We start from the raw sequence: 26,967 nt of genomic DNA, 5'->3' as shown, positions 1-26,967 counted from the left end.
GCGCCGCACCGACCCCCGCGGACCTGGCAGCATGGCGGAGTGACAGCAGCAACGCACTCCACTCTCTTCCCGCAGGTCCCCGAGTCGGCCGACGCGGTGCTCGACGGGCTCGACCCCGAGCAGCGCGAGGTCGCCCTCGCCCTGCACGGCCCGGTGTGCGTGCTGGCGGGAGCCGGCACGGGCAAGACGCGGGCGATCACGCACCGCATCGCCTACGGCGTGCGGGCGGGGATACTCCAGCCCGGCGGTGTGCTGGCCGTCACGTTCACCAACCGGGCCGCCGGAGAGATGCGCGGGCGGCTCCGGCAGCTCGGCGCGGGCGGCGTCCAGGCCCGCACCTTCCACTCCGCCGCCCTCCGCCAGCTCCAGTACTTCTGGCCGAAAGCAGTCGGTGGAGATCTTCCCCGGCTCCTGGAGCGCAAGGTCCAGCTCGTCGCCGAGGCCGCCGCGCGATGCCGCGTCCGGCTCGACCGGAACGAGCTGCGGGACGTCACCGGCGAGATCGAGTGGGCCAAGGTCACCCAGACCGTCCCCGCCGACTATCCGGCCGCCGTCGCCAAGTCCGTCCGCGAGGCGCCGCGCGATCCGGCCGAGATCGGCCAGATCTACGGGATGTACGAGCAGCTCAAGCGCGACCGCTCGGTGATCGACTTCGAGGACGTGCTGCTGCTCACGGTCGGCATCCTCCAGGACCGGCACGACATCGCCGACCAGATCCGCAGCCAGTACCACCACTTCGTGGTCGACGAGTACCAGGACGTCTCCCCGCTCCAGCAGCGCCTCCTCGACCTGTGGCTCGGCGACCGCGACAGCCTCTGCGTCGTCGGCGACGCCAGCCAGACGATCTACTCCTTCACCGGCGCCACCCCCGACCACCTGCTGAACTTCCGCACCCGGCACCCCGAGGCCACGGTGGTCAAGCTGGTCCGCGACTACCGCTCCACCCCCCAGGTGGTGCACCTCGCCAACGGACTCCTCAGCCAGGCCCGCGGCCGGGCCGCCGAGCACCGCCTCGAGCTGATCTCGCAGCGCGACCCGGGCCCCGAGCCCTCCTACACGGAGTACGGAGACGAGCCCGCCGAGGCCGAGGGCACCGCCCGCCGCATCCGCGACCTGATCGCCGCGGGCGTCCCGGCCGGCGAGATCGCCGTGCTCTACCGGATCAACGCCCAGTCCGAGGTCTACGAACAGGCCCTCGCCGACGCCGGCGTGCCCTACCAGCTGCGCGGCGCCGAGCGCTTCTTCGAGCGCCAGGAGGTACGGGAGGCCGGCATCGCCCTGCGCGGCGCCGCCCGCGCCGGGGGGAACGACTCCCTGCTCGACGACGTCGAGGACCTGCCCGCCCAGGTCCGCGCCGTGCTCTCCACCAAGGGGTGGACCAGCGAGCCGCCCGCCGGTTCCGGTGCCGTCCGCGACCGCTGGGAGTCGCTGGCCGCGCTGGTCCGGCTCGCCGAGGACTTCGCCCGCGCCAAGTCCGGCGCCACCCTCTCCGACCTGGTCGCCGAGCTCGACGAGCGGGCCGCCGCCCAGCACGCCCCGACGGTCCAGGGCGTCACCCTCGCCTCCCTGCACGCGGCGAAGGGCCTGGAGTGGGACGCCGTCTTCCTGGTCGGCCTCACCGAGGGCATGATGCCGATCACGTACGCCAAGACCGACGAGCAGGTCGAGGAGGAGCGCCGCCTGCTGTACGTCGGCGTCACCCGCGCCCGGCTCCACCTCTCGCTCTCCTGGGCGCTCTCCCGTTCCCCGGGCGGCCGTGCCTCCCGCCGCCCCTCCCACTTCCTCAAGGGGCTGCGCCCCGGCTCGGGCGGCCTCGGCGCGAGCGGCGGTGTCGTGGGCAGCGGCGGCGGCTCGGTCGAGCGCGGCGGGGGCGGCGGCCGGCGCAAGCACCGGGGGCCGGTGCGCTGCCGCGTCTGCGGTGCCTCGCTCACCGACGCCGGTGAGATGAAGCTGATGCGCTGCGAGGACTGCCCCTCCGACATGGACGAGGCGCTCTACGAGCGGCTCCGCGACTGGCGCGCCGAGCAGGCCAAGCAGCTCGGGCAGCCGGCGTACTGCGTGTTCACCGACAAGACGCTGATGGCGATCGCCGAGCGGGTGCCCACCACCGACGGCGAACTCGTCGGAATCTCCGGTGTCGGCGCGCGCAAGCTGGACCGGTTCGGCGCCGAGGTTCTCGCCCTCTGCGGGGGAGAAGTGCCAGGTGAGACGGGTGGAGGAGTCGACGAGGAGAGCTGAGGAAAACTCGTCGGAAAAATAGTTTGCGCCCGCCCCGCCAAGCCCCATAGGTTCTTAACCACGGAAACAGCGGCTTCTTCGAAGCCCTGTCTTCGTGCTGTACTTGTCCAAGTAAACATGAGGGTCCGGCTCACACCGAGCCCTCCGAGACGCCGAGAGGAGGCGATTCCAGTGATCAGCAACATCATCAGCACCACCGTCAGCTTCGTCAGCACCGACAAAATGACCGATCGCTCCGTCGTCTCCGCCTGCTCGCTCGGCTTCTCCAGCTCGGCGTTCCTTGGCAATGGTCTTCCTGGCACCGGTCTGTCCGGCGCCGGTCTGGCCGCCGCTTCCCTGCGGCCGGCCGCCGACCTGGCGGGTCTCCCCGTCATGGAGCGCGACGAGCGACCGACCAAGGCACTGGAAGCAGGAGTAGCAGCGGGCAAGGCCTCGGCCTATGTCTTCGCGGCGACCGGTGCCGGAACCCAGACGAAGCAGACGCAGCAGCACCACCACACGATGTGGGCCTTCCGTGGGCTCGAACCCTGGAGTGATCCAGCCTGATCTGATCAGGCCGGCGCCTTCAGGGCCGCGGAACCCCACCCGGGATCCGCGGCCCTTCTGTTTGCCCCGAACGGGGAGGACGGAGCGAAGGGGCCTCGGGACCAGCACCACCCGGTACCAGCCGAACCCCGGCCAACAGGCCGGAACGACCAGACGAGGAATTGACCACCGTGCAACTCGAAGCGCACGCCCCGTCCGTACCGCCTTCCGAAACGATCCCGCCGCCCGGCCTCACGGAGGACTCCACCTTGACCCCCCTCACCGCGCTCACCGCGCTCGACGACGCCATCGAGAACCTCGGCGTACCCGTCCCCTGCCGTTCGTTCGACCCGGAGGTCTTCTTCGCCGAGTCCCCGGCCGACGTCGAGTACGCCAAGTCCCTCTGCCGTACCTGTCCGCTGATGGAGGCCTGCCTCGCCGGTGCGCAGGAGCGGCGTGAGCCGTGGGGCGTCTGGGGCGGCGAGCTGTTCGTCCAGGGCGTGGTCGTCGCCCGCAAGCGGCCGCGTGGTCGCCCGCGCAAGAACCCGGTCGCGGCATGAACGTCAGCGGCACCATCGACCGACCCCTCACGCACGATCCCCAGAAGCTGGCCCCGATGACCTCTTCCACCAGCGAGCCCTCCGGCTCCGCGACCCCAGACGTCACCATCACCGGCGCGAACGCCTCGCGTCAGAACAGGACCCGAGAAATGCAACTCATTCCAGAAGCCCTGGCTCGTGCGCATATGCACGACCGCCGGCGGGAAGCCGAAGCGGAACGCCAGGCCCTGCGCCTGGTCGCCGCTCGGCGGATGCAGCGGCGCGCCGAGCGCGCGTCCCTGCGCGCCCGCCGCGCGCTGGCCATGGCCGTCATGCACTGACCTGACACAACACCGCGGGGGCCGGTCCGAACGGACCGGCCCCCGCGGTGCGTTGCGGCGCGACCAGCCCCTGGCCGGACTATCGTCGGAGTGTGAACGACGCCCGGCATCCCGAGGAGCCCATCGTCTGCGCCCGCTGCGGCACGACCGCGGAGACGCTTCCGGTGACCTGGACCTGCTCGGTGGAGAACGGCAGCCGCCAGTACATCTGTGACCGGTGCGCCCGCGAGAACATCCGCTCCATCGAGGGCCGGCTCGACTCCACCTGGTGGTGACGCCCGGCCGGCCCGCCCCTCACTCCGCTCCGAGCACCGCCTCGGGATCAGTCTCGGGCTCCGCTTCCGGCTCCGCTTCCGGCTCCGCTTCGAGCTCCGTCTCGACGAAGCCCGGCAGCCACTCCTCCAGTTCGTCGCGCAGCCGCACCGTCGCGTTCAGCTGACAGAGCACCCCGATCGTGCTCAGGGTCACGCGGTGTATCAGCAGATACGAAGGCGGTAGGTTCAGCTGCCTGCCCAGCTGGTGCGCGGGGGAGCGGGGGTCGGCGATCCGGGCCGCCTGGGTCCGCATCCAGCCCCGCGTGAAACCGAACGCCGCGACCTCGGCCGGCTCGATGATCGGCAGCAGATACTCCAGTACCGCGTCCGGGTCGAGGTCGATCGACTCCTTGACGAAGCCCTCCTCGCGCAGCAGCTCGTACACCGTCTCGGCGTCGCCCTCCAGGGTCAGCCGCAGACACGTGCCGATCGTCTCCGGCAATCCGCCCGGCAGTCGGTCCACCGTGCCGAAGTCCAGGACCCCGAGCCGCCAGCTCTCCGGACCGTCCTCCTCGTCGGCGCCGCCCGGCAGCAGCCGGAAGTTGCCCGGGTGCGGATCGGCGTGCAGCAGCCCGGTGCGGGCCGGGCCGGAGAAGAGGAAGCGGGCCAGGAGCTGACCGGCCCGGTCCCGCTGCTCCTCCGTCCCGTCCGCGATCACCTCCGACAGCGGGATCCCGTCGATCCACTCCGTCACGAGCACCTGCTCGCTCTGGTGCACCACGCGCGGCACCACGACATCGGGATCGCCCGCGAACACCTCCGCGTGCTCCTGCTGGGCGTGCGCCTCCAGGGCGTAGTCCAACTCCTCGGAGACCCGGTCACGCATCTCCGTGATCAGCGGCTTGATGTCCATGCCGGGGATCAGCGGGCCGAGCAGCCGGGCGAACCGGCTGAGCTGCGTCAGGTCCGAGAGGAGCGCCTCGCCCGCGCCCGGGTACTGGACCTTCACCGCGACCTCGCGGCCGTCGTGCCACACAGCCCGGTGCACCTGGCCGATGGAGGCGGCCGCCGCCGGCTTCTCCTCGAACTCCAGGAACAGCTCGCGCCACTCCTCGCCGAGCCGTTCCTCCAGGACGGCGTGGACCGTGCGGGTCGGCATCGGGGGAGCCGCGTCCTGAAGCTTGGTCAGCGCCGCCCGGTAGGGCCCGGCGACCTCCTCGGGGAGGGCCGACTCGAAGACGGACAGTGCCTGCCCGAACTTCATCGCCCCGCCCTTGAGCTCCCCGAGCACCTTGAACAGCTGGTCGGCCGTGCGCTGTTGCAGCTCTCGGGCGACCAGCTCGGCGGACTTGCCGCCGATCCGCTTGCCCAGGCCCCAGGTGGCGCGTCCGGCGAACCCGAGGGGCAACGCGGCCAACCGAGCGGTCCGGGTGACCGCCTTCCGGGGAAGATCAGACATACGCCCCTCCAAATCCCAGACTGCCGTGCCACACAGGACCGTTACCCCGCCATTGTGTCCTGCGGCGCTCCGAGCCCCGAGGCATGCTCCCCCTCTCCGCGGCGTCCCGCGCCGCACGGACACGCCGGGTGCGGTCTCATCCGCTCCACGCGCCACTCCAGCAGCGGTAGCGAAACCTCCCACCGGGCTCCCGTACTGGACGGCAGCTCGCCGTCCAGGAAGGCAAGCGCATGGGCCGCCGCAAGACCGGCGACCGTCGCCGCGAGACCCAGATCACACGCCGGCACCTCTGCGGGCGGGCCCGAGCGCCACTGCGCCAGCATGCGGGGCCACGCGGGCTCCCGGTCCGTCCGCTCCTCCTGCGCGCATCGCGCGCAGGCCGTACCGCCGGGCAGCACCAGCGGTCCGACCACACCGGTGGCCTCCAGCACGCCCGCGTACAGATGCGGAGTGCCCGTCGTGATCCAGCCCTCGGCGGGGATCGGGTCGGGGAGATAGGCGGCGAGGCCGTCCCGAGGAGTCACCACGACGAGTGAGAGCCCCGGCTCCCGACCGAGCTCACCCGTCACCCGCCGGGGTGTCCGAGGCGGGCGGCCGCCGGGCGCCGACCGCGCCACGAGCCGATGCGCCGCCGCGGCCCGGCGCTCACCCACCGCCTCGGCCGGCAGCCCGCCCGGCGCCACCTCCCAGGGCCGCACCGATCCGGAGTCAAGGACGTCCACCCGGCCCACGCCCGAGGCCGAGAGCAGCGCGGCGACCGTGGCACCGACCCGCCCCGCGCCCCGGACCTGGACCCGCGCCGCCCGCCGCGCGGCCACGCGCCGTAACGCCCCGTCCGGCTCGGGGTGGGCCACGGAGAGTGAGGCGAGGTCGGCGCGCAGCGGATCGAGCGCGTCGTCCGGGGGCGCCGCGGCAGCCGCCTTTCCCGGCCTGCCCGCCGAGGCGTCCGCGAGCAGCCCCGCCCCCGCGAGCCGGCCGAGCAGCTCCTCCAGGAGGCCGTCCCGCAGCCCGAGGGCTCCGGCCTCGGCCCGCAGCAGCTCGACGCCGCGGGTGCCGTCGAGCAGCCCGAGGAGACTGCCGGTGGTCGTGTCCAGCGGCCCCACCACGACCGCGTGCGCGGCCGTGGCCCCGAACTGCACGCTCCGCAGATCGCGCCAGGCCCTGCGCAGTGCGGGTTTCAGCATCGGATGCATTTCCGCCCCCGTGATCTTGATCGTCGTCCTGCTCGTCGTCTCATTCCCTCGATCGCAAGATTGCCCGGGAGTCGAAGGGGGCGCGGAAAGTTGTCCACAGGGGTGGGGTATTAATCATTCAAATGGTGCACGGTGTGACCGGATCCCCGCCGAACCGTCCCGGAGGCAGGACTTCCCCCGCTGACAGCGGGTAACGTCGGGGCCGTGCCCGCCGACCCACAGCGCAGCGTGACAAGCAACCCGCCCCGCGGTTCGGGGACGAGTGCGGTCGAGGTCCGCAGAAGCTCCCGGCGGAGCAGAACCGTCTCCGCCTACCGCGAGGGCGACCGGACCATCGTGCTCATCCCAGCCCGGATGTCCGAGGCCGAGGAGCAACGCTGGGTGACGGTCATGCTGGACAAGCTGGCCGCCCAGGAGAGCAAGCGGGTCCTCGGGGACAGCGAGCTCACCGAGCGCGCGGAACGGCTGTCGGACCAGTATTTCGGCGGCCGGGCACGGCCGACGTCCGTCCGCTGGGTGACCAACCAGAACACCCGCTGGGGTTCCTGTACCCCCTCCGAGGGAAGCATCCGCCTCTCCCACCGGCTCCAGGGGATGCCCGAGTACGTCGTCGACTACGTCCTCGTCCACGAGCTGGCCCACCTCCTGGTCCCCGGCCACGGCCCCCGGTTCTGGCGGCTCCTGGAGGCCTACCCGCGCACCGAGCGCGCCCGCGGCTATCTCGAAGGGGTCGTGGCCGCCGAGCGCCTGCCCCACCTCCCGGCCGCGCGCGGAGAGTAGCGACGTCCGCCCCGATCCTGTACCGAATTCGTACCGGCTTGGCTCAATGTCACCCACAGCCGTTAGCCTGACGCGACGGATTCACATTTCGGGATGGGGGACGGTCGTTACGCATGGCCAGGGAATTCCAACGCGGCCACAAGGCCAAGATCAGTGATCTGACACCGGGGACCGATCTGTACGTAGGTGTGCAGGTCAACGCGCCCGGATTGACCTTCGACATCAGCTGCTTCGGCCTCGACGCGAACGAGCAGCTCTCCGACGACCGGTACTTCATCTTCTTCAACCAGCCGAAGTCGCCGGAGGAGTCCATCCAGCTGCTCGGCGCCCAGTCGGGCGACACCGAGTCCTTCCGGGTCACGCTCGACCGCATCCCGGCGAACATCCACAAGCTGTCGTTCACCGCGACCATCGACGGCGCCGGCCAGATGTCGCAGATCGGCCCCGGTTACATCCGGATCGTGGCGGGCGGCGAAGAGGTCGTCCGCTACCCGTTCACGGGCGCGGAGTTCTCCACCGAGCGCGCCGTCATGCTCGGCGACTTCTACCTCAAGGACGTCTGGCGGTTCGCCGCCATCGGCCAGGGCTTCGACGGCGGCCTGGACGCGCTGCTGAAGAACTTCGGCGGCGAGGTCGCCGAGGAGCAGCCCGCCGCGCAGGCCCCGCAGGCCGCCCCCGGCTTCGCCCCGCCGCCGCAGGCCGCGGCGCCGCCCGGGTTCGGCGCGCCCGCCGCGCCCCAGGCGCCCCAGCCCGCGCCGCAGTTCGGCGCCCCGCCGGCCGCCCCCGCCCCGGCGCCCGCCCCGCAGGCCCCGGTCCAGCCGATGCACGCGGCGCCCACCATGGCCGCGCCGATGGCCCCGCCTGCCCCGGCACCGGCGCCCGCGCCGTACGGACAGCCGCCCCAGGCCCCGCAGTTCGGCCAGGTCCCGGGCCAGGCTCCCGGCCAGGCGCCGTACGGCCAGCCGCAGCAACCCCAGTTCGGGCAGGTCCCGGGCCAGCCCCCGGGCCAGTTCCCCGGCCAGATGGGCGGAGTCCCCCAGGGGATGCCCCAGGGAGTCCCCCAGGGCGTACCCGCCACCGGAGCCGGTCTGGCCGCCGCGCTCCAGCCGTACAAGGAGACCCCGACCGGCTCCCGTTGGACCCCGCAGAACCAGCAGCTCATGCGGGTCGACCTGCAGATGGGCGGCAACCCCGTCCTCGCCCGCCAGGGCAGCATGGTCATGTACCAGGGCAAGGTCGACTTCAGCCACAAGGGCGCCGGGTTCACCGGCCGGATCGTCGGCAACGCCACCGGCCAGGAGATGCAGCTGATGCGCTGCTCCGGCCGAGGCCAGGTCTTCCTCGCCGAGGAAGGCGCCCACCTGCACCCGATCGAGCTCCAGGGCGACGGCATCTGCGTCTCCGCGGAGAACGTGCTCGCCTTCGACGAGTCCCTCCAGTACGAAGTACGGAGGATCGAGGGCCACGGCATCCCCGGCGGCGCCCTGTTCACCATGCAGTTCCAGGGCACCGGCACCGTCGTCGTCAAGACGCACGGCGTCCCCGTCGTCCTGCCCGTCACGCCGACCACCTTCGCCGACTGCAACGCGGTCGTCGCCTGGTCGTCCGCGTCCCAGGTGATCCTCTCCAGCCAGGTCCGGCTGCGCCGCAACGCGTACCCGGGACACAGCGGAGAGACCGTCAACCTCCAGTTCCGGGGTGCCCCCGGCAACTTCATCGTCGTCCAGCCGTACGAGGTCTGAGGGAGCCCGAAGAATGAACCAGCAACTCGCGGGCTTCGCCCCGACCCCGATGGCGGCCCGGATGGAGAACCACGGCCGCGCGATGCTCAAGGTCGCCATGGCCTCCGGCCAGGACCTCTACGCACGCACCGGCTCGATGGTCTCCTATGAGGGCTTCATCACCTACGAGCCCAACCCGCCCGCCGCCCGCCAGGTCGCACAGCAGTGGGCCACCGGTGAGGGCGCGCCCATCATGAAGTGCTCAGGCGACGGACTGCTCTACCTCGCCGACTACGGCGCCGACGTCGTCGTGATCAACCTCCAGAACGACTCGCTCTCCGTCAACGGCACCAACCTCCTCGCCTTCGACGCCCACCTCCAGTGGGGCGTCGAGCGGGTCAAGGGCCTCGCCAAGTTCGCCGGACAGGGCCTGTTCAACGTGGAGATCGCCGGTACCGGCTGGGTCGCCCTGACCTCGCGCGGCACGCCGATCGTCGTCGACTGCGGCCGCGGCGAGGACGAGACGTACGTCGACCCCGACGCGCTCGTCGCCTGGTCGCCGGCGCTCAAGGTCAAGGGCAAGCGCAGCTTCAAGGCCTCCTCCCTGATCGGGCGGGGCAGCGGCGAGGCGTACCAGATGGCCTTCTCCGGCCAGGGCATCGTCGTCGTACAGCCGAGCGAGGACAGCACCGACCGCCTGCGGATCCGGGGCTGAGGGGGAGCGAGAACACACCATGCAGAGCCCGCTTTTCAACTACGCCGAGCAGCAGAGCCAGGATCGGTACGTCATCCAGAACCCGCAGCTGCTGCGGGTCTCCCTCACGGGGTCGGACGACGTCCTCGCCCGCAAGGGCGCCATGGTCGCGTACCAGGGACTCGTCGACTTCGACGGCGAGTACCGGACGCCCAACCAGCGCCGCGCACAGGCCCGCACCGGTGAGGGCCTCGACCTCATGCGCTGCTCCGGCCAGGGCACGGTCTACTTCGCCAACCTCGCCCAGTACATCCACGTCGTGGAGGTCGAGCAGGAGGGCATGACCGTCGACAGCGCCTACGTCCTGGCGCTCGACTCGACCCTGCACACCGAGGTCATCGCCGTGGACAGCCAGTACGGCGTCTCCGGCTCCGGCAAGTACCAGCTCAACATCTCCGGCCGCGGCAAGGTCGCCCTGATGACCTCCGGTCAGCCGCTGATGATGCACGTCACGCCGGACAAGTACGTCAATGTCGACGCGGACGCGATCGTCGCCTGGTCCACCGGGCTGCGGGTGCAGATGCAGGCGCAGACGACGAACTCCAGCGTCCGCCGCCGACGCGGCAACACGGGCGAGGGCTGGGAGCTCAGCTTCCTCGGGCAGGGCTTCGCCCTCGTCCAGCCCAGCGAGGTCATGCCGCCGCAGAACGCCGCCATCGGACAGGGCATCGCCGCCCAGTTCGGCGCCGGCCAGCACGGCTCGCACGCCCAGAACCAGAACAACGCCTGGAACTGAGCGGACGCCCAACGGCGTAGGTAAGGGGCGGTCGCCTGGGCGACCGCCCCTTACCTACGCCCACCTACAGCCGCGCGCGCGTGGCCTCCACCAGCCGCACCACGGACGCGTCGGCCACCGCCGCCACCTCGTCGTACGTGTACCAGCGCAGGTCCAGCGACTCGTCGCTGATCGCCTCCACCGCACCGGACGGTGCCAGCGCCGCGTACTGCACGTCCAGGTGCCAGTGGCACGGCGCCGGGATCGGATGCCGGTCGAGCCGCACCGGGCCGCCCGGGAGCAGCATCAGTCCGGGGATCCCGGACTCCTCCGTCGCCTCCCGCAGCGCCGCCCCGGCGACCGTCGTGTCACCCGGCTCGCAGTGCCCGCCCATCTGCAGCCACATGCCCAGCTTCTTGTGCAGCGTCAGGAGCACCCGCCCGCGCTCCGGGTCCACCACCAGCGCGCTGGCCGTCAGATGCCCGGCCCCGCACGCCTTCCACATCCCGTCCTCGTGCGCCGCGAGGTGGTCCAGATAGATCCCGCGCAGCTCGTCCTGGTCCTCGTACGTCTTCAGTACGAGGACCGCGTCTTCGTGCAGGCTCACTTCTCGCCGTCACCCTCGTCGTCGTCCCGCCGGGCCGCCTCGCCCAGCATCTTGTCGATCTCCGAGAAGTCCAGCTGCTCGCGGTGGACGAAGCCGTCCGGGTCGTCCAGGTCGGACGCCGTCGGCAGCATGTCCGGGTGCTCCCACAGGTGGTCGCGGCCGTCGACACCGCGCGCGTCCGTGAGCGAGGCCCACAGCCGCGAGGCGTCCCGCAGCCGGCGCGGACGCAGTTCGAGCCCGATCAGCGTGGCGAAGGTCTGCTCGGCGGGACCGCCGCTCGCCCGGCGCCGGCGCAGCGTCTCGCGCAGCGCGTCCGCCGAGGTCAGCCGGGACTTCGCGGCCTCGTGGACCACCGCGTCCACCCAGCCCTCGACCAGCGCGAGCGCCGTCTCCAGACGGGCGAGCGCGGCCTTCTGCTCCGGCGTGTCCTCGGGCTGGAACATGCCCTGCTGGAGCGCCTCCTGCAGCTGCTCCGGGTGCGTCGGGTCCAGCTGACCGACCGCCTCCTCCAGCTTCGAGGTGTCGACCTTGATCCCGCGCGCGTACCCCTCGACCGCGCCGAACAGATGCGAGCGCAGCCACGGCACATGGGCGAAGAGCCGCTGATGGGCGGCCTCGCGCAGGGCCAGGTAGAGCCGCACCTCGTCCTTGGGGACGCCGAGGTCCTTGCCGAAGGTCTCGATGTTCAGCGGCAGCAGCGCCGCCTTGCCGGCCGGGCCCAGCGGCAGACCGACGTCCGTCGACCCAACGACCTCACCCGCCAGCGCGCCGACGGCCTGACCGATCTGCTGGCCGAACATGGCGCCGCCCATCGACCGCATCATGCCGATCAGCGGGCCCGCCATGGCCTGCATCTCCTCGGGCAGCACATCGCCCATCGCCGTGCCGACCCGCTCGGCGACCGGGTCGACCAGCTGCTGCCAGGCCGGCAGCGTCGCCTCGACCCACTCCGCGCGGCTCCACGCCACGGCCGTGCTCGCGCCCGACGGCAGCGACGTCACGCCGTCCAGCCACAGGTCGGCCAGGCGCACGGCCTCCTCGACCGCGGCCTTCTCCGCGGGACCCACACTGGCGTCCTTGGTGCCGTCGGGCGTGCCCTGCGCGACCACCTGGCGGGCGATCTGCTTGGCCATGTCCCAGTTCACCGGACCGCCCTCGTACGAGAGCATCTGGCCGAGCTGCTGGAAGGCGGCGCCCAGGTCGTTGGGGTTCAGCGAGCCGAACATCGCGGCGAAGGGATTGTCCGCGCCACCGGGTCCGCCCATGCCCGGCAGACCGCCGAAGCCGAACGGATTGGCACCGAACGGGTTCCCGCCGCCCTCGCCACCGGACCCCTGGCCACCTCCGGCGGGGTCCTTCTTCTTGCCCTCGTCGCCGTTCTCCGGCTCCTCAGGCGGAAGGCCGAATCCGAATGGGGTGTCACTCACAGGTTTCCTCGGCTCGTAGGGCCGCCGGCTTCCTGCCGACGGCGGCTCTTTCCTGGCGCGGCTCGATGCCCGACTCCACACCACCAGCGTAGACATCCGGGCCGGATATGGGCTCGGTGCTCCGCCGGGCCGTGGCCTGCGGCAGGATGGACGCCACCTGGTCCGTACGCGTCATTCGGGTACGTACTGAAGACAACCGCTGGAGACGCCCGGTGAGTTCCCCAGATCCTCAGGTTCGCGCAGCGCGAAACACGTCAACCCGGTCCGCCGGGCGCGGCCCCGTGGTCGCGGTCACGGGCGCCGCCTCCGGGGTCGGCGACCTGCTGACCAGGCGCCTCGCCGCGTCCGAGGAGATCAAACAGGTCATCGCCATCGACGAGCGCCGGGGCGAGGTCTCCGAGGCGCAGTGGCACATCCTCGACGTCCGCGACCCGGCCATCGCCGAGAAGCTCCGCGGCGCCGACGTGGTCGTGCACCTCGCCGTCGATCTCGACCTGGAATCGGACGCCGCCGCCCGAACGGCCTACAACGTGCGCGGCGCGCAGACCGTCCTGACCGCCGCCGCGGCCGCGGGCGTGCACCGGGTGGTGCTCTGCACCTCCGCGATGGTCTACGGCGCGCTGCCCGACAACGACATCCCGCTCTCCGAGGACGCCGAGCTGCGGGCGACCGCCGAGGCCACCGGTGTCGGCGACATGCTGGAGATCGAGCGGCTCGGCCGCCGCGCGCCCCGCGCCCACCCCGGTCTGCACGTCACCGTCGTCCGCCCCGCGGTCCTGGTGGGCGGTACGGACACGGCCCTGACCCGGTACTTCGAGTCGCCCCGGCTGCTCGTCGTGGCCGGCTCCCGCCCCACCTGGCAGTTCTGCCACGTCGAGGACCTGGTCAGCGCGCTGGAGTACGCGGCCCTGGAGAAGGTCGAGGGGGAGTTCGCGGTCGGCTGCGACGGCTGGCTGGAGCAGGAGGAGGTCGAGGAGCTCTCCGGGATCCGCCGCATGGAGCTGCCCTCCGCCGTCGCCCTGGGCGCCGCGGCCCGGCTCCATCGGATCGGGCTCACGCCGTCCCCGGCCGGGGACCTCGCTTACACGATGCACCCCTGGGTGGTCAGCGTCGGACGGCTGCACGACGCGGGCTGGCGACCGAAGTGGACCAACGAGGAGGTGCTCGCCGCGCTCCTGGAGGAGGTCGAGGGCCGGCACACCGTCGCGGGCCGCAGGCTCGGCCGCAAGGACGCGACGGCGGCGGGAGCGGCCGGTGCGACGGTGGCACTGCTCGGCACGGCGGCCCTTGTCCGCCAGATGCGGAAGCGGCGCGGCATGTAGCGGCGTGAGCCGGCGTGAGCTGTAGGACCCTCCTACGGAGGGTCGGGTCCACCGGTCGAAAACGCTATTCCACGATGTCAGTCCCGTACGGCACCATGGGGCTCATGGCACGCACCCATGACCACCCCGGCGAGCAGACGGCGGCCGACCCGATCAAGCTGCTGGCGATCCGTGACACCCCGCTCTCGCTCGACGAGGTCTTCCAGGCCGTCGGCGACGACGCGGCAGGCGGCACGGCGCTCTTCGTGGGCACGGTGCGCAACCACGACGGTGGAGCGGACGTCGACGAGCTGGGGTACTCCTGCCACCCCTCGGCCCTGGACGAGCTGCGCAAGGTCGCCGAGAAGGTCGTCGCCGACCATCCCGTCCGCGCCCTGGCCGCCGTCCACCGCGTGGGCGACCTCCAGGTCGGCGACCTCGCGGTCGTCGTCGCGGTCTCCTGCCCCCACCGCGGCGAGGCCTTCGAGGCCTGCCGCAAGCTGATCGACGACCTCAAGCACGAGGTCCCGATCTGGAAGCACCAGAAGTTCTCCGACGGCACCGAGGAATGGGTCGGCGCCTGCTAGGGCCTGTCCGGCGGCGCTGTCCGGCGGCGCTGTCCGGCGGACCAGGCCCCAGCCGTCCCAGCCCCCCCGGGCTCCCCTAGGTGCCGAACAGGCACCTGGCAAGGCGCCGCGCCGACGTGTTGTAGTCGAACGCCCCGATTTGCGTAACCAGGACCCTGGCAGCAGCGTTGATGCTGCAGATCGTTAGTCTGCTGATCGGCCGGTTCCGGTCGGTTGCGGTCGCTCATTGGGGATGGGAGGTCGGGATGGCAGCGCTCGCGTGGTTGCTTATTCCGCTTTTCGCAGTCGTCGGCGCGGCGATATGGGGAAGCTGGGCCCAGAGGGACAAGACCACCGGAGACGTGGCCGAGCTCGCCGGCTACGCGCGGTTCAGGGACGCCATGGAGCGCTCCCACGCCGGCATCGACGGTGCCGTCCGCGAGATGACCCCGCAGATGACCCCTGAGCTCGCTCCGGCCGCACCCACGTCCGCCGTACGCAGTAGCCACGTCTCCGGCTGAGGTTCCCCCCGCCGGCCGCCTCGTACGGACCCGCCCCACGGGTGCACTCACAGACCGGTCCCGTACTGTCGTTCCATGCCACGCCGCACCGCGACGATGCTCGCCTCCACCCTGGTTCTGATCACCCTGCTCTGTGTGGGCGTTCTGGTCCCGGTCCCGTACGCGGAGATGAGCCCCGGTCCGACGGTCAACACCCTCGGGGAGGCGCGCGGTGAGCCCGTGCTCCAGATCTCCGGTCACAAGACGTACCCCACCGACGGGCACCTCAACATGACGACCGTCCGCGTCACCAGCGCGGACTACCGGATGAACGTGGTCGAGGCGGTCTACGGCTGGCTCGCCCACGACAACGTGGTGGTTCCCAAGGAGACCCTCTACCCGGACGGCAAGACGGAGGAGGAGTCGAGCCAGGAGAACGCCGAGGAGTTCAGCCAGTCCCAGGAGAGCGCCAAGGTCGCCGCCCTCGGTGAGCTGGGCATCCCGGTGACCACCCGGGTCGTCGTCGCCTCCGTCGTCAAGGACAGCCCCGCCCAGGGCGTGCTGCACGCCGGTGACGTGATCAAGGCCGTGGACGGCGTGCCGGTCAAGGAACCGGGCGACGTCGCCAAGCAGGTCACCACGCACAAGCCGGGTGAGAAGGTCGAGTTCACGATCGTCCCCACCAAGGAGGCGGCCGCGGCCGAGAAGGCCGGCAGGGAGCCCACCGCCACCCAGAAGGTCACCGTCACGACGGTGAAGTCCCCGGAGGGCGACCGGGCGATCGTCGGCATCCAGGCCGGCACCGACCACGTCTTCCCGTTCACGATCGACATCAAGCTCGCCGACGTCGGCGGCCCCAGCGCCGGGCTGATGTTCGCGCTCGGCATCGTCGACAAGCTGACCCCGGAGAGCCTCACCGACGGCAAGTTCATCGCCGGCACCGGCACCATCGACGAGAAGGGCAAGGTCGGCCCGATCGGCGGAATCGAGATGAAGCTCGTCGGTGCCCGCAACGCCGGCGCGCAGTACTTCCTCACCCCGGCCGACAACTGCGACACCGCCGCCTCCGACATCCCCGACGGCCTCACCCTCATCAAGGTGAACACCATCGACGACGCGACGAAGTCGCTGGAGAAGCTCCGCAAGGGCGACACGAAGAACCTGCCCAGCTGCTCGAAGAGCTAGGGCCTTTCGCCCGCGCTCGAACGCAAGGGGGCGCCCCGGTCACCGACCGGGGCGCCCCCTTCGTCGTGCGTACGAGAGCGTCCTCAGCTCTCGAAGGTCGCCGCCAGGGCGTCCGCGAGGCCCGGCACCAGGTCCGCCCCGGTGAGCACCTCGTTCGGCGAGTCCTTCTCGCGCAGCCGGATCGCCGCCTCCCGCGCGCCGTTACGGAGCACGGCGACGGTCATCCGGACCTCCTGGCGGTCGGGGTGCCGGGCCACCCACTTCGCCAGGGCGGCGTCGTTCAGGCCCTCGGGCACGGAGGCCTCGGCCGACGGCGGGAGCATCAGCCGCTCCACCGTCAGCGCGCAGCCAGCCACCGCGTCGGGCCAGGCGATGGTGCCGAGGAACTCGTCGAGGGGCTTCCCCTTCGGCAGTTCCTCCTGCTCGATGGGGGTGTAGGCGGCCGCCTCTTCGCCTTCGAGGCCGAGCTGGGAGGCGAGTCCCGGCTCCTGGGCACGCAGTCGGGCGGTGTCGACCAGGGCGAAGAACCGGGCCGGCCGGTCCCAGCCGAGACCGGAGGCGTACTCGTCGATCTCGAGCACCGCGCGGGTGAGGGGGCTCGCGGCCATGGGGGTGCCGGAGGGGGAAACGTTGGACATGGACAACATCCTGCCTCCTCCGGCCCCGAAGACGGGAACTAGGTAAAGCCTCAGTAAGTTGCATCAGTGGGCTCTACGATCGCGGGGCCTGCTTATCGACGCATCAACCTCGAGGGGCGCACGTTGGCTTTCCAGATGCCGGACCGCGGAGGCGGCGGAGGCCCGTCCGGGCCAAGGATCAGAGTCGGCCGGCCGTCCCGGCGGGCCCGCACGCTGCTCATGACCCTGGGCGTGCTGGCCGTCCTGGCCATGGCGTTCGTCATGTTCGCCGGGTTCTGGACCGACTGGCTCTGGTACCGCTCGGTCAAGTACTCGTCCGTGTTCACCACCACGCTCTGGACCAAGATCGGCCTCTTCGCCGTCTTCGGTCTGCTGATGGCGCTCGCCGTCGGGCTGAACATCTGGCTCGCGCACCGGCTGCGGCCGCCGCTGAGCGCGATGTCGCTCGAGCAGCAGAGCCTCGACCGGTACCGGATGGGCCTGGCGCCGTACAAGAAGTGGGTGCTCCTCGGGATCACCGCCCTGGTGGGCCTGATCGCGGGCGCCTCGGCCTCCGGGCAGTGGCGGACCTGGCTCATGTGGGTCAACGGCGTGTCGTTCGGCCAGAAGGACCCCCAGTTCCAGCTGGACGTGTCGTTCTACGCCTTCGACCTGCCCTGGTACCGCTTCCTGCTCGCCTTCGGCTTCGCCGCCACGGTCCTGTCCCTCGTGGCCGCCGCCCTGACGCACTACCTGTACGGCGGACTGCGCGTCACCAGCCCCGGTGCCCGCGCCACCGCCGCCGCGACCGGCCACCTCTCGGTGCTCCTCGGCGTCTTCGTCTCCCTGAAGGCCGTGGCGTACTGGCTCGACCGGTACGGCCTCGCCGTGAAGTCCAGCGACTTCAAGGCGGCCGGGAACTGGACGGGCCTGCGGTACGTCGACGCCAACGCCTATCTGCCGGCGAAGACGATCCTGTTCTGCATCGCCGCGATCTGCGCCGTGCTGTTCTTCGCGACGCTCTGGCGCCGCACCTGGCAGCTGCCGGTGATCGGCTTCGGCCTCATGGTCCTGTCGGCGATCCTGATCGGCGGCCTGTACCCGGCCATCGTGCAGAAGTTCCAGGTCCAGCCGAACGAGCAGGCCAAGGAAGCGCCGTACATCCAGAAGAACATCGACGCGACCCGCAAGGCGTACGCCATCGACTCGACCAAGCCGGAGAACTACTCCGGCAAGTCGACGACGAAGAACAAGGACACGCTGCGCACCGACTCGGACACGGCGGCCAGCTACCGCCTGCTCGACCCGAACATCGTGTCGCCGACGTTCCAGCAGCTGGAGCAGAAGCGGAAGTACTACCAGTTCCCGACGACCCTCGACGTCGACCGCTACAAGGGCCAGGACACCGTCGTCGGTCTGCGTGAGCTCAACATCAAGGGCATCCCGAAGCGGAACTGGATCAACGACCACTTCACGTACACCCACGGCTACGGCGCGATCATGGCCACGGGCACGCAGACGGACGCCAACGGTTCGCCGATCTTCACCGAGGCCGGCCTGCCGACCACGGGCCAGCTCGGCCCGTACCAGCAGCGGATCTACTACGGCGAGAAGACCGATCAGTACTCGATCGTCGGCGGGCCGCAGAAGGAACTGGACTACGAGGACAACGGCGAGAAGACCACCAGCTACGAGGGCAAGAGCGGGGTCAACCTCTCCAACACCTTCAACCGCGCCGCCTACGCGGTCGCGTTCAGCGAGCCGCAGATCCTCTACTCGGGGGCCATCGGCGAGGGCTCGCGGATCCTCTACAACCGCACGCCCAAGGAGCGCGTCGAGGCGGTCGCGCCCTGGCTGACCATCGACGGAGACGCCTACCCGGCGGTCGTCGACGGCCGGATCCAGTGGATCGTGGACGCGTACACGACCACCAACGGGTACCCGTACGCCTCGCGTACGACGCTGGGGGAGACCACGGCCGACGCGCTGACGGTCGGCAACCAGCAGCGCGCGGTGGTCGCCCAGCAGAACCAGGTCAACTACATCCGCAACTCGGTGAAGGCCACCGTCGACGCCTACGACGGCACGGTGAAGCTCTACCAGTGGGACACCAAGGACCCGGTCCTCAAGACCTGGATGAAGGCGTTCCCGGACACCGTGGAGCCGCGCGAGGCGATCAAGGACAGCCTCATGCAGCACCTGCGGTACCCGCAGGACATGTTCAAGGTCCAGCGTGAGCTGCTGACCCGGTACCACGTCACCAACCCGGCGCAGTTCTACAGCGGTTCGGACGCCTGGCAGGTGCCGGACGACCCGACCAACAAGGACGGCAACGCGGTTCCGCCGTACTACCTGAGCCTGAAGATGCCCGGGGACACGCAGCAGCGGTTCTCCCTGACGACGACGTTCACGCCGAACGGGCGGCCCAACCTGGGCGGCTTCATGGCGGTCGACGCCGACGCCAAGAGCAAGGACTACGGGCGGATAGAGCTGCTGCGCGTGACCTCCGACGTACCGGGTCCCGCGCAGGTGCAGAGCAAGCTCAACGGCCTCCCGGACGTGGCCCAGTTCGTCCGGGACATGAAGGGCGCGGACTCCGACATCCAGTACGGAAACCTGCTCACGGTCCCGCTCGACGGCGGATTCCTCTACGTCGAGCCGGTCTACGCCCAGGGTCGCAACGCGCTCTACCCGCTCCTGAAGAAGGTCGCCGTGTCCTATGTGGACGCGGACCAGCCGGAAGGTGACACGACCAAGGACACCACCGTGTTCAAGGACAACCTCACCGACGCGCTGAACGCCGTCTTCGGGGTGGAGGGCACCACGCCTCCGCAGCCGGAGCAGCCGGGCACCAAGCCGCCGACGACGCCGACGACGAACGACGCGGCGCTGAAGCAGGCCATCGCGGACGCGCAGAAGGCGTACGACGACGGTGAGGTGGCGCTGCAGAAGGGTGACTGGACCGCCTACGGCAAGGCCCAGGAAGCCCTGCAGGACGCCCTCCAGCGGGCGGCGGACGCGGGCGCGAAGCTGACGCCGCCGGCCGACCAGAAGCCGGGCGACGACACGGCGAAGCCGGGGGCGAAGCCTTCGACCTCGGCGACGCCACCCGCGACCGGGACACCGTCCACGAGCCCGCCGAGCGGCGGCTGACCGACCTGGTCGGGACCCACCCCGCGCCGTGATACCTTTACGGAACAACGACGCGGGGTGGAGCAGCTCGGTAGCTCGCTGGGCTCATAACCCAGAGGTCGCAGGTTCAAATCCTGTCCCCGCTACTGAAGAAAAGGGCCCGGATCCTTCAGGATCCGGGCCCTTTTCGTTGTGCCGCGAAGCCCGCGCGACGCCCCGAAGAGCGGTGGTGAGGGGGCGAGTTGGGGTGAGACGTGTTTGACTTATCTCTCTGTGGGCATGTCGACAAAACGCTGAAGTGACCTCACTGGCTGCGGTATACCAGGTGTACGCGCGTTGCGGGTGGTGCGACGATGGTTTTTATGGGGGACAGGGCAACTCTGTTGGAGACAGGGCGGTTTGTGCAGCGGCGCGCCCGACGCGCCGCGGACGACATCATCGAGGCCGCGGAGGTCGTCGATGCGGCCGTCGACACCACCACCGCCGAGAGCGAGACGGACACCGAGACCGAGGCACGCCACCGGCGCGCCGCCGAGAACGGGGACGCCGCGTCGATGAGCGTGCTCGGCGCGCTGCTGCTGCGCCGGGGCGACCTCGACGGCGCCGAGCCGTACCTGCGCGGCGCCACCGCGGAGGGCGACCGCGCCGCAGCCAACAACCTGGGCGTCCTGCTGCACCAGCGGGGGTACGCGGACGAGGCCGCCGGCTGGTGGCGGGTCGCCGCCGTCGCGGGCTCCGCGCCCGCCGCGCACGCGCTCGGCCGCCACCACCGCGAGCGCGGCGACGAGCCCGCCGCCGAGTACTGGCTGCGCCAGTCCGCCGAGCAGGGCCACGCCCTGGGCGCGTACGCCCTCGCCGACCTCCTGGAGCACCGCAGCGACGTCGGCGCGGAGCGCTGGCTCCGTGCCGCCGCCGAGCAGGGCCACCGTGAGGCCGCGTACCGCCTCGCCCTGGCCCTGGAGCGGCGCGCGACCGAGACGACCCGAGCCCCGGGCCGGGGTACGGAGCTTGCCGCCGAGGCCGCCCGTACGGCAGGCCCCGGCGCGGCCCGTGAAGGCGCCCTGGGCGCGAGCGCGGGTGCGGGGGCGGGGTCGTCCTCCGCGCCGCCCGACGGGGAGCTCGCAGAGGCCGAGCAGTGGTTCCGGCAGGCCGCCGCGCGCGGACACCGGCGGGCCGCGCTGCACCTCGGCGCGATCCTGGAGAAGCGCGGCGACCTCAAGGAGGCCGGCCGCTGGTACCTGAGCTCGGCCAAGGAGGGCGAGGCCAAGGCCGCCTGCGCGCTCGGCTTCCTGCTGCGCGACGCCGGGGACGAGGAGAGCGCCGCCGTGTGGTGGCTGCGCGCCGCCCAGGACGGCGACGGCAACGCCGCCAACGCGCTCGGTGCCCTGCACGCCGCCCGCGGCGAGCAGCAGACCGCCGAGCGCTGGTACCGCGCCGCCATGGACGCGGGCGACGTCAACGGCGCCTACAACCTCGGGCTGCTCTGCGCCGCCCAGGACCGCAACCAGCAGGCCGAGCAGTGGTACCGCCGCGCGGCCTACGCCGGGCACCGCGAGGCCGCCAACGCGCTCGCCGTCCTGCTCCTCCAGGCCGGCGACGCGAACGGCGCCGAGCCCTGGTTCTCCAAGGCCGCCGAGGCCGGCAGCGTCGACGCCGCCTTCAACCTCGGCATCCTCTACGCGGGTCGCGACGACGACCGCTCCGCGCTGACCTGGTACGAGCGCGCGGCGGCGGCCGGGCACACCGAGGCCGCCCTCCAGGTCGGCATCGCCGGCCTGCGGGACGGCGACGAGCAGAGCGCCGAGCGCCACCTGCGGTGCGCGGCCGGTGGCGGCAGCGCCGAGGCGGCGTTCCGGCTCGCGACCCTCCTCGACGCGCGTCGACCCGAGCCCGGTCCGCCGGCGCTCGGCGCCCCGCGCGAGGAGAAGAGCGAGTGCGAGGAGTGGTACGAGCGCGCCGCCCAGCAGGGGCACAGGCGCGCCCAGGTACGGGTGGGCATGCTGGCCGCCGCGCGCGGTGACGTGGCGGAGGCCGCCCACTGGTACCGGGAGGCCGCGGAGGCCGGCAGCCGTAACGGCGCGTTCAACCTCGGCCTGCTCCTGGCCCGTGAGGGCAGCGAGCGCGAGGCCGCCCTCTGGTGGACCCGCGCGGCCCGCGCCGGGCACGGCCGCGCCGCGCTGAGGCTCGCGCTGCTCGCGGCGCGGCGCGGCGAGCTGACCGAGGGGCGGCGCTGGTGCGCGCGGGCCGTGGAGCTCGGCCCGGCCGAGGTGGCCGAGCGGGCGGCGCGGCTCAGCGAGGCGCTGCACCAGGAGCTGACGGCGTAGCCCAGAGGGGCGGCGGGGAACGGATTTGCGCTGGTCGAGGGGGTCCCGTAAGGTTGGGTTCACCGACGCGGGGTGGAGCAGCTCGGTAGCTCGCTGGGCTCATAACCCAGAGGTCGCAGGTTCAAATCCTGTCCCCGCTACTCAGTAGCAACGAAGGCCCGGATCCAGTCACTGGATCCGGGCCTTCGTCGTAGGCGCGCGTGCCTCGGACGCGAAAAGCCCCCACCGAGGTGGGGGCTTTCGTTGTACGTCGTCGTAGGCCGTCGTCCGTCGGGTCAGGCAGTGGCCGCACAGTTCGGGCAGATGCCCCGGTACGTGACCTCGACGCCGGAGATCGTGAAGCCGAAGCGCTCCGAGTCCGGGAGGTCCGACAGCGGGTTTCCAGCCGGGTGGACGTCGCGGATCGCCCCGCAGCCGCCGCAGACCAGGTGCTGGTGCGGGCGGTGGGCGTTCGGGTCGTACCGCTTGGCGCGGCCGTCCGTCGCGACCTCCATCACCTCACCGAGCGTGACCATCTCGCCCAGCGTGTTGTACACCGTCGCCCGGGAGATCTCGGGCAGTCGCTCCACCGCGCGCGCGTGGACCTCGTCCGCGGTCAGGTGGACATGGTCTCCGTCGAGCACCTCGGCCACGACGCGCCGCTGCGCGGTCATTCGCCAGCCGCGGCCGCGCAGTCGTTCCAACAGGTCACTCATAAGGATCAGCCTAACAGCGAAGGGACCAAGGTCCCGAACGCGTGTGACTTTGGATAGGGCCTTGACTTAGACAATGTCTATTGTAGGGTCGAGAGTGCAGTACAGGCCATGGACAGGGCTTGTGGAAGAGCAGCACAGGAGGCGCACGTGACGACGCAGGGACCGCTCACCACGGAGGCCGGCGCGCCGGTCGCCGACAACCAGAACAGCGAGACGGCCGGAGTCGGCGGGCCGGTGCTCGTCCAGGACCAGCTGCTCCTGGAGAAGCTCGCCCACTTCAACCGCGAGCGCATCCCGGAGCGCGTGGTCCACGCGCGCGGTGCCGGTGCGTACGGCACCTTCACGGTGACTGCGGACGTCACGAGGTACACCCGCGCGAACTTCCTCTCCGAGGTCGGCAAGCAGACCGAGACGTTCCTGCGTTTCTCCACCGTCGCGGGCAATCTCGGTTCGGCCGACGCGGTGCGCGACCCGCGCGGCTGGGCGCTGAAGTTCTACACCGAGGAGGGCAACTACGACCTCGTCGGCAACAACACCCCGGTGTTCTTCATCAAGGACGCCATCAAGTTCCCCGACTTCATCCACACGCAGAAGCGCGACCCGTACACGGGCTCGCAGGAGGCGGACAACGTGTGGGACTTCTGGGGGCTCAGCCCCGAGTCGACCCACCAGGTGACCTGGCTCTTCGGCGACCGCGGCATCCCCGCCTCGTACCGCCACATGAACGGCTACGGCTCGCACACGTACCAGTGGAACAACGAGGCCGGCGAGGTCTTCTGGGTCAAGTACCACTTCAAGACCGACCAGGGGATCAAGAACCTCACCCAGGCCGAGGCCAACGAGCTCGCCGGCGAGGACCCCGACAGCCACCAGCGCGATCTGCGCGAGTCCATCGAGCGCGGCGACTTCCCGACGTGGACCGTGCAGGTCCAGATCATGCCGGCGGCCGACGCGGCGACCTACCGCTTCAACCCCTTCGACCTCACCAAGGTGTGGCCGCACGAGGACTACCCGCCGATCGAGATCGGCAAGCTGGAGCTCAACCGCAACCCGGAGAACGTCTTCGCCGAGGTCGAGCAGTCGATCTTCAGCCCGGCTCACTTCGTGCCCGGCATCGGCCCGTCCCCGGACAAGATGCTCCAGGGCCGCCTCTTCGCGTACGGCGACGCCCACCGCTACCGCGTCGGCATCAACGCCGACCACCTGCCGGTGAACCGCCCGCACGCCACCGAGGCGCGCACGAACTCCCGTGACGGCTCCCTCTACGACGGCCGGCACAAGGGCGCGAAGAACTACGAGCCGAACAGCTTCGGCGGCCCGTTCCAGACCGATCGCCCGCTGTGGCGGTCGAGCGCCGTCGCCGGCGGTACGGGCAACCACGCCGCCCCGGTGCACACCGAGGACAACGACTTCGTCCAGGCGGGCAACCTCTACCGACTGATGGCGGAGGACGAGAAGGGCCGTCTGGTCGAGAACCTGGCGGGCTTCATCGCCAAGGTCTCGCGCGACGACATCGCCGAGCGGGCGATCGACAACTTCCGCAAGGCGGACGGTGACTTCGGCAAGCGGCTCGATGCCGCGGTCCAGGCCCTGCGCGGCTGAGGGCGCTTGCCGTAGAGAAGGAGCGGGCCTGTCCTCCGTACATCCGTACGGAGGGCGGGCCCGCTCCGGTGTCAGCTCGCCATGGTCGTCGCGTGTCGGTGGGCCGGGGTCCAGCAGCGAATGATGTCCCGTACGGAGACGATGCCCACGGGCCCGTGCCCGTCGAGCACCACGAGATGGCGGAAGCCGCCGTGGGTCATGGCCGCGGCCGCCTCCTCCAGGGTCCAGGTGGGGGCGGCGAAGACGACGTCGGTCGTGGTGTGGGAGCTCGCGGTCTCGTGGTCGGGGTTCTGGTCGGCGCCGATCGAGTTGAGGATGTCGCGCTCGGTGAGGATTCCGAAGCCGCCGGCGTCGGTGTCGTGGACGACGGCCGCGCCGACGCGGCGCGCCGACATCAGCCGGGCGGCCTGGCGGAGGGTGTGGGCGGGACCGATGGTGAGGACCACGGTGCTCATGGCGTCACGGACGAGCATGAAAGGAGCCACCTCCTTCGTGAACCGTTCCCGCCTTCAACGAGAACGAATTCACAAGTTCACAAGTGGGGGGGCTCTCAGAGTGACATCGCGGGGTGGGGTCGACAAGGGGGCGCGCGAGGCGCCCCCGGGGGGCGGGGCTCAGCCCTCCTGGTTCAGGTAGCTCAGCAGTTCGCCGTGGAGCAGGCCGTTCGAGGCCGCCGCGTTGCCGCTGTGCGGGCCGTGCCGCCCGTCCAGGCCGGTGAACGTGCCGCCCGCCTCCTGGACCACGATCGCCGTCGCCGCCATGTCCCAGAGCGACAGCTCCGGCTCGGCGCAGAAGTCCACCGAACCCTCGGCGACCATCATGTACGGCCAGAAGTCGCCGTACGCCCGGGTCCGCCAGCACGCGCGCGTGAGGTCGAGGAAGCCGTCGAGGCGCCCCCGCTCCTCCCAGCCGCTCAGCGAGGAGTACGCGAACGAGGCGTCACCGAGCTCCGCGACCTTCGAGACCTGGATCCGGCCGGCCGAGCTGAGGCTGCGGCCCGTGTACGCGCCCGCGCCCTTCGCCGCCCACCAGCGGCGACCCAGCGCCGGCGCCGAGACCACGCCCACCACCGGCTGGAAACCGGTGTCGCCGGCCTCCATCAGCGCGATCAGGGTCGCCCAGACGGGCACCCCGCGCACATAGTTCTTCGTGCCGTCGATCGGGTCGATCACCCAGCGGCGGGGGCCCGTGCCCTCCACGCCGTACTCCTCGCCGAGGATCGCGTCGCGCGGCCGCGCCCGCTGGAGCTGAGTGCGGATCAGCTCCTCGGCGGCCTTGTCGGCCTCGCTCACGGGCGTCATGTCCGGCTTGGTCTCGACCTTCAGGTCGAGCGCCTTGAACCGGTCCATCGTGGCCGCGTCGGCGGCATCCGCGAGGACATGGGCGAGACGCAGATCATCGTGGTAATCGGCCATGGTCGAAACTCTATCCCTCGAAGGGACGTGGCCCCACGGGAGGCCTTGACAGTGCGTGGCGGCCCGTCAACTCTGAGCGCAGAACCGTTCTGGCCGGGAGGCGACGATGCCGACTGCCCGTGAGGCCCTGCTGGAGGCCGCCCTCGCGGCCCTCACGGGGCTGCCCTGGTCCGCCGTCCGGATGGTCGACGTCGCCTCCGCCGCGGGCGTCTCCCGGCAGACCCTCTACAACGAGTTCGGCAGCAAGGAGGGCCTGGCCCGGGCGCTCGTACGGCGCGAGGCCGACGCGTACCTCCAAGGGGTCGAGCGGGTCCTCGCCGCACCGGCCCCGCCCCGGCGGAACCTGGCCGCCGTCGCCGAGTGGACCGTCTCCGAGGCCTTCACGCGCCCGGTCCTGCGGGCCCTGCTCACCGGCTGCTGGGGAGAGCGGCTCCCCACGCCCCGCCCCGCGAGGGCCGGAGCCCGGGCCTCCGCCGTGCCCGCCCAGCGCCGCGCCGACGCGGGCGTGCCGTCACCCGCCGACCTGCTCGGGCTCGCCCGTGACCGCGCGGCGACGGTGCTCCACGGTGACGAGGGGGACGTACGGCGCTCCTGCGAGGTCGTCCTGCGGCTCGCGCTCTCCTACGTCGTCGCTCCGACGCCCGTCGTGGCCCTGCCCGGCAGCGTGGAAGGTCAGTGGGAGGATCCGGAGAGCTGGAGTCCGACGACCCCGACGATCACCAGCGTGATCGACACGATCTTCAGCGTCGATACGACGTCGCCGAGGAAGATCATTCCGTAGATCGCCGTCCCGGCCGCGCCGATGCCGGTCCACACCGCGTACGCGGGGCCCACGTCCAGCTTGCGCAGGGCGAGCGTCAGGAGCCCGAAGCTGCCGAGAGCGAAGCAGGCGAAGGCGATCGTGGGCCACAGGCGGGTGAATCCGTGCGAGAGCTTCAGGCAGACCGCGAACCCCGTCTCCAGGATTCCGGCGACCACCACCAGCAGCCACGCCATCGTCAGTGCCTCCCACGCCGTCGGTGACTGCTTCGTCGCACTTGGTGCGATTATGCACTTACCAACACGCGTGGACCGCAA

Annotated in this window: 26 protein-coding genes and 2 tRNA genes; 19 read left to right on the top strand and 9 right to left on the bottom strand. The window is 71.2% G+C overall.

The genetic code is table 11. The features are described from left to right. Positions 1-39 precede the first annotated feature (39 nt). From ACGFYP_RS25995 to ACGFYP_RS25975, 5 genes are all read left to right on the top strand, one after another. Complete coding sequence (locus ACGFYP_RS25995; protein ID WP_393498087.1) at positions 40-2,238, top strand: ATP-dependent DNA helicase UvrD2; 2,199 nt, start codon at positions 40-42, stop codon at positions 2,236-2,238. 183 nt (positions 2,239-2,421) lie between these two features. Continuing rightward, on the top strand, positions 2,422-2,784 hold the full coding sequence (locus ACGFYP_RS25990) for a hypothetical protein (RefSeq protein ID WP_393498408.1): 363 nt from the start codon (positions 2,422-2,424) through the stop codon (positions 2,782-2,784). Between the two features lie 170 nt (positions 2,785-2,954). Beyond that, positions 2,955-3,323, top strand: a complete 369-nt coding sequence (locus ACGFYP_RS25985) for a WhiB family transcriptional regulator (RefSeq protein ID WP_383180917.1) — start codon at positions 2,955-2,957, stop codon at positions 3,321-3,323. After that, on the top strand, positions 3,320-3,643 hold the full coding sequence (locus tag ACGFYP_RS25980) for a hypothetical protein (protein ID WP_361964166.1): 324 nt from the start codon (positions 3,320-3,322) through the stop codon (positions 3,641-3,643). The genes ACGFYP_RS25985 and ACGFYP_RS25980 overlap by 4 nt, the downstream gene beginning before the upstream one ends. A 92-nt stretch (positions 3,644-3,735) precedes the next feature. After that, positions 3,736-3,918 carry a hypothetical protein gene (locus tag ACGFYP_RS25975; protein ID WP_361964164.1) on the top strand — a complete coding sequence of 61 codons (183 nt, stop codon included), beginning with the start codon at positions 3,736-3,738 and terminating at the stop codon, positions 3,916-3,918. Positions 3,919-3,937: 19 nt separating this feature from the next. Here the strand turns inward: ACGFYP_RS25975 and ACGFYP_RS25970 are convergent, their stop codons facing one another. Further along, positions 3,938-5,356, bottom strand: coding sequence for an ABC1 kinase family protein (locus ACGFYP_RS25970; protein ID WP_393498081.1), 1,419 nt, complete (start codon positions 5,354-5,356; stop codon positions 3,938-3,940). Positions 5,357-5,397: 41 nt separating this feature from the next. Continuing rightward, positions 5,398-6,549 (bottom strand): TOMM precursor leader peptide-binding protein, encoded by a 1,152-nt coding sequence (locus ACGFYP_RS25965; protein ID WP_393498078.1) that lies wholly within the window; start codon positions 6,547-6,549, stop codon positions 5,398-5,400. A 204-nt stretch (positions 6,550-6,753) separates the two neighbouring features. Here ACGFYP_RS25965 and ACGFYP_RS25960 point away from each other — a divergent pair, with 204 nt between their 5' ends. The 4 genes from ACGFYP_RS25960 (at position 6,754) to ACGFYP_RS25945 (ending at position 10,540) form a co-directional block, all read left to right on the top strand. Beyond that, a complete protein-coding gene (locus tag ACGFYP_RS25960; RefSeq protein WP_361964159.1) occupies positions 6,754-7,329 on the top strand; it encodes a M48 family metallopeptidase in 576 nt (191 codons plus the stop codon). A gap of 113 nt (positions 7,330-7,442) precedes the next feature. Next, the gene (locus ACGFYP_RS25955) at positions 7,443-9,071 is read left to right on the top strand and encodes a TerD family protein (RefSeq protein ID WP_393498073.1); all 1,629 of its coding nucleotides are present in this window, start codon (positions 7,443-7,445) and stop codon (positions 9,069-9,071) included. Between the two features lie 13 nt (positions 9,072-9,084). Continuing rightward, the gene (locus ACGFYP_RS25950; protein ID WP_393498070.1) at positions 9,085-9,765 is read left to right on the top strand and encodes an AIM24 family protein; all 681 of its coding nucleotides are present in this window, start codon (positions 9,085-9,087) and stop codon (positions 9,763-9,765) included. Positions 9,766-9,784: 19 nt separating this feature from the next. Then, the gene (locus tag ACGFYP_RS25945) at positions 9,785-10,540 is read left to right on the top strand and encodes an AIM24 family protein (RefSeq protein WP_393498067.1); all 756 of its coding nucleotides are present in this window, start codon (positions 9,785-9,787) and stop codon (positions 10,538-10,540) included. 64 nt (positions 10,541-10,604) lie between these two features. Here ACGFYP_RS25945 and ACGFYP_RS25940 read toward each other — a convergent pair whose 3' ends face one another. Both ACGFYP_RS25940 and ACGFYP_RS25935 read right to left on the bottom strand, forming a co-directional pair. After that, entirely contained in the window at positions 10,605-11,126 is a 522-nt protein-coding gene (locus ACGFYP_RS25940; protein WP_393498064.1) for an NUDIX hydrolase, read from the bottom strand. After that, on the bottom strand, positions 11,123-12,553 hold the full coding sequence (locus ACGFYP_RS25935; RefSeq protein ID WP_393498061.1) for a zinc-dependent metalloprotease: 1,431 nt from the start codon (positions 12,551-12,553) through the stop codon (positions 11,123-11,125). Before ACGFYP_RS25935 ends, ACGFYP_RS25940 begins: the two co-directional genes overlap by 4 nt. Before the next feature lie 212 nt (positions 12,554-12,765). Between ACGFYP_RS25935 and ACGFYP_RS25930 the strand changes: the two genes are divergently transcribed. The 4 genes from ACGFYP_RS25930 (at position 12,766) to ACGFYP_RS25915 (ending at position 16,105) form a co-directional block, all read left to right on the top strand. Continuing rightward, positions 12,766-13,875 (top strand): SDR family oxidoreductase, encoded by a 1,110-nt coding sequence (locus ACGFYP_RS25930; protein WP_361964148.1) that lies wholly within the window; start codon positions 12,766-12,768, stop codon positions 13,873-13,875. Positions 13,876-13,979: 104 nt separating this feature from the next. Continuing rightward, a complete protein-coding gene (locus ACGFYP_RS25925; protein ID WP_393498057.1) occupies positions 13,980-14,441 on the top strand; it encodes a molybdenum cofactor biosynthesis protein MoaE in 462 nt (153 codons plus the stop codon). A 245-nt stretch (positions 14,442-14,686) separates the two neighbouring features. After that, positions 14,687-14,941 (top strand): hypothetical protein, encoded by a 255-nt coding sequence (locus ACGFYP_RS25920; RefSeq protein ID WP_393498405.1) that lies wholly within the window; start codon positions 14,687-14,689, stop codon positions 14,939-14,941. Between the two features lie 75 nt (positions 14,942-15,016). Beyond that, entirely contained in the window at positions 15,017-16,105 is a 1,089-nt protein-coding gene (locus ACGFYP_RS25915) for a PDZ domain-containing protein (RefSeq protein WP_393498054.1), read from the top strand. Positions 16,106-16,188: 83 nt separating this feature from the next. Here the strand turns inward: ACGFYP_RS25915 and ACGFYP_RS25910 are convergent, their stop codons facing one another. Next, positions 16,189-16,743 (bottom strand): PPA1309 family protein, encoded by a 555-nt coding sequence (locus ACGFYP_RS25910; RefSeq protein WP_361964142.1) that lies wholly within the window; start codon positions 16,741-16,743, stop codon positions 16,189-16,191. Between the two features lie 135 nt (positions 16,744-16,878). On the opposite strand from ACGFYP_RS25910, the gene ACGFYP_RS25905 reads away from it, so the two are divergent. The 4 genes from ACGFYP_RS25905 (at position 16,879) to ACGFYP_RS25890 (ending at position 22,318) form a co-directional block, all read left to right on the top strand. Then, positions 16,879-19,875, top strand: coding sequence for a UPF0182 family protein (locus ACGFYP_RS25905; RefSeq protein WP_393498049.1), 2,997 nt, complete (start codon positions 16,879-16,881; stop codon positions 19,873-19,875). 51 nt (positions 19,876-19,926) lie between these two features. Next, positions 19,927-20,000: transfer RNA gene (locus ACGFYP_RS25900), tRNA-Met, on the top strand. A 207-nt stretch (positions 20,001-20,207) separates the two neighbouring features. Beyond that, positions 20,208-22,178 carry a tetratricopeptide repeat protein gene (locus ACGFYP_RS25895; RefSeq protein WP_393498046.1) on the top strand — a complete coding sequence of 657 codons (1,971 nt, stop codon included), beginning with the start codon at positions 20,208-20,210 and terminating at the stop codon, positions 22,176-22,178. Positions 22,179-22,244: 66 nt separating this feature from the next. After that, a tRNA-Met gene (locus tag ACGFYP_RS25890) sits at positions 22,245-22,318 on the top strand. A gap of 135 nt (positions 22,319-22,453) precedes the next feature. Here ACGFYP_RS25890 and ACGFYP_RS25885 read toward each other — a convergent pair. Next, complete coding sequence (locus tag ACGFYP_RS25885; protein WP_361964136.1) at positions 22,454-22,873, bottom strand: Fur family transcriptional regulator; 420 nt, start codon at positions 22,871-22,873, stop codon at positions 22,454-22,456. A 108-nt stretch (positions 22,874-22,981) separates the two neighbouring features. Between ACGFYP_RS25885 and ACGFYP_RS25880 the strand changes: the two genes are divergently transcribed. Further along, positions 22,982-24,475 (top strand): catalase, encoded by a 1,494-nt coding sequence (locus ACGFYP_RS25880; RefSeq protein ID WP_393498041.1) that lies wholly within the window; start codon positions 22,982-22,984, stop codon positions 24,473-24,475. 71 nt (positions 24,476-24,546) lie between these two features. Here ACGFYP_RS25880 and ACGFYP_RS25875 read toward each other — a convergent pair whose 3' ends face one another. Together ACGFYP_RS25875 and hisN are read right to left on the bottom strand one after the other, a co-directional pair. Further along, positions 24,547-24,948, bottom strand: coding sequence for a CBS domain-containing protein (locus ACGFYP_RS25875; protein WP_361964132.1), 402 nt, complete (start codon positions 24,946-24,948; stop codon positions 24,547-24,549). A 141-nt stretch (positions 24,949-25,089) separates the two neighbouring features. Beyond that, positions 25,090-25,890, bottom strand: a complete 801-nt coding sequence (gene hisN, locus ACGFYP_RS25870; RefSeq protein WP_393498037.1) for a histidinol-phosphatase — start codon at positions 25,888-25,890, stop codon at positions 25,090-25,092. A 106-nt stretch (positions 25,891-25,996) separates the two neighbouring features. Here hisN and ACGFYP_RS25865 point away from each other — a divergent pair, with 106 nt between their 5' ends. Continuing rightward, positions 25,997-26,671, top strand: a complete 675-nt coding sequence (locus tag ACGFYP_RS25865; RefSeq protein ID WP_393498034.1) for a TetR/AcrR family transcriptional regulator — start codon at positions 25,997-25,999, stop codon at positions 26,669-26,671. Here the strand turns inward: ACGFYP_RS25865 and ACGFYP_RS25860 are convergent. Next, a complete protein-coding gene (locus ACGFYP_RS25860) occupies positions 26,563-26,886 on the bottom strand; it encodes a multidrug efflux SMR transporter (protein WP_361964127.1) in 324 nt (107 codons plus the stop codon). The two genes, ACGFYP_RS25865 and ACGFYP_RS25860, sit on opposite strands and share 109 nt — an antisense overlap. Between the last annotated feature and the right edge of the window lie 81 nt (positions 26,887-26,967).

The sequence above is a fragment of the Streptomyces sp. NPDC048370 genome (assembly GCF_043200825.1).
Taxonomy (GTDB): Bacteria; Actinomycetota; Actinomycetes; order Streptomycetales; family Streptomycetaceae; genus Streptomyces.
Note: the sequence above shows the minus strand (reverse complement) of the source record. Positions and strands in the feature narration are given on the sequence as shown.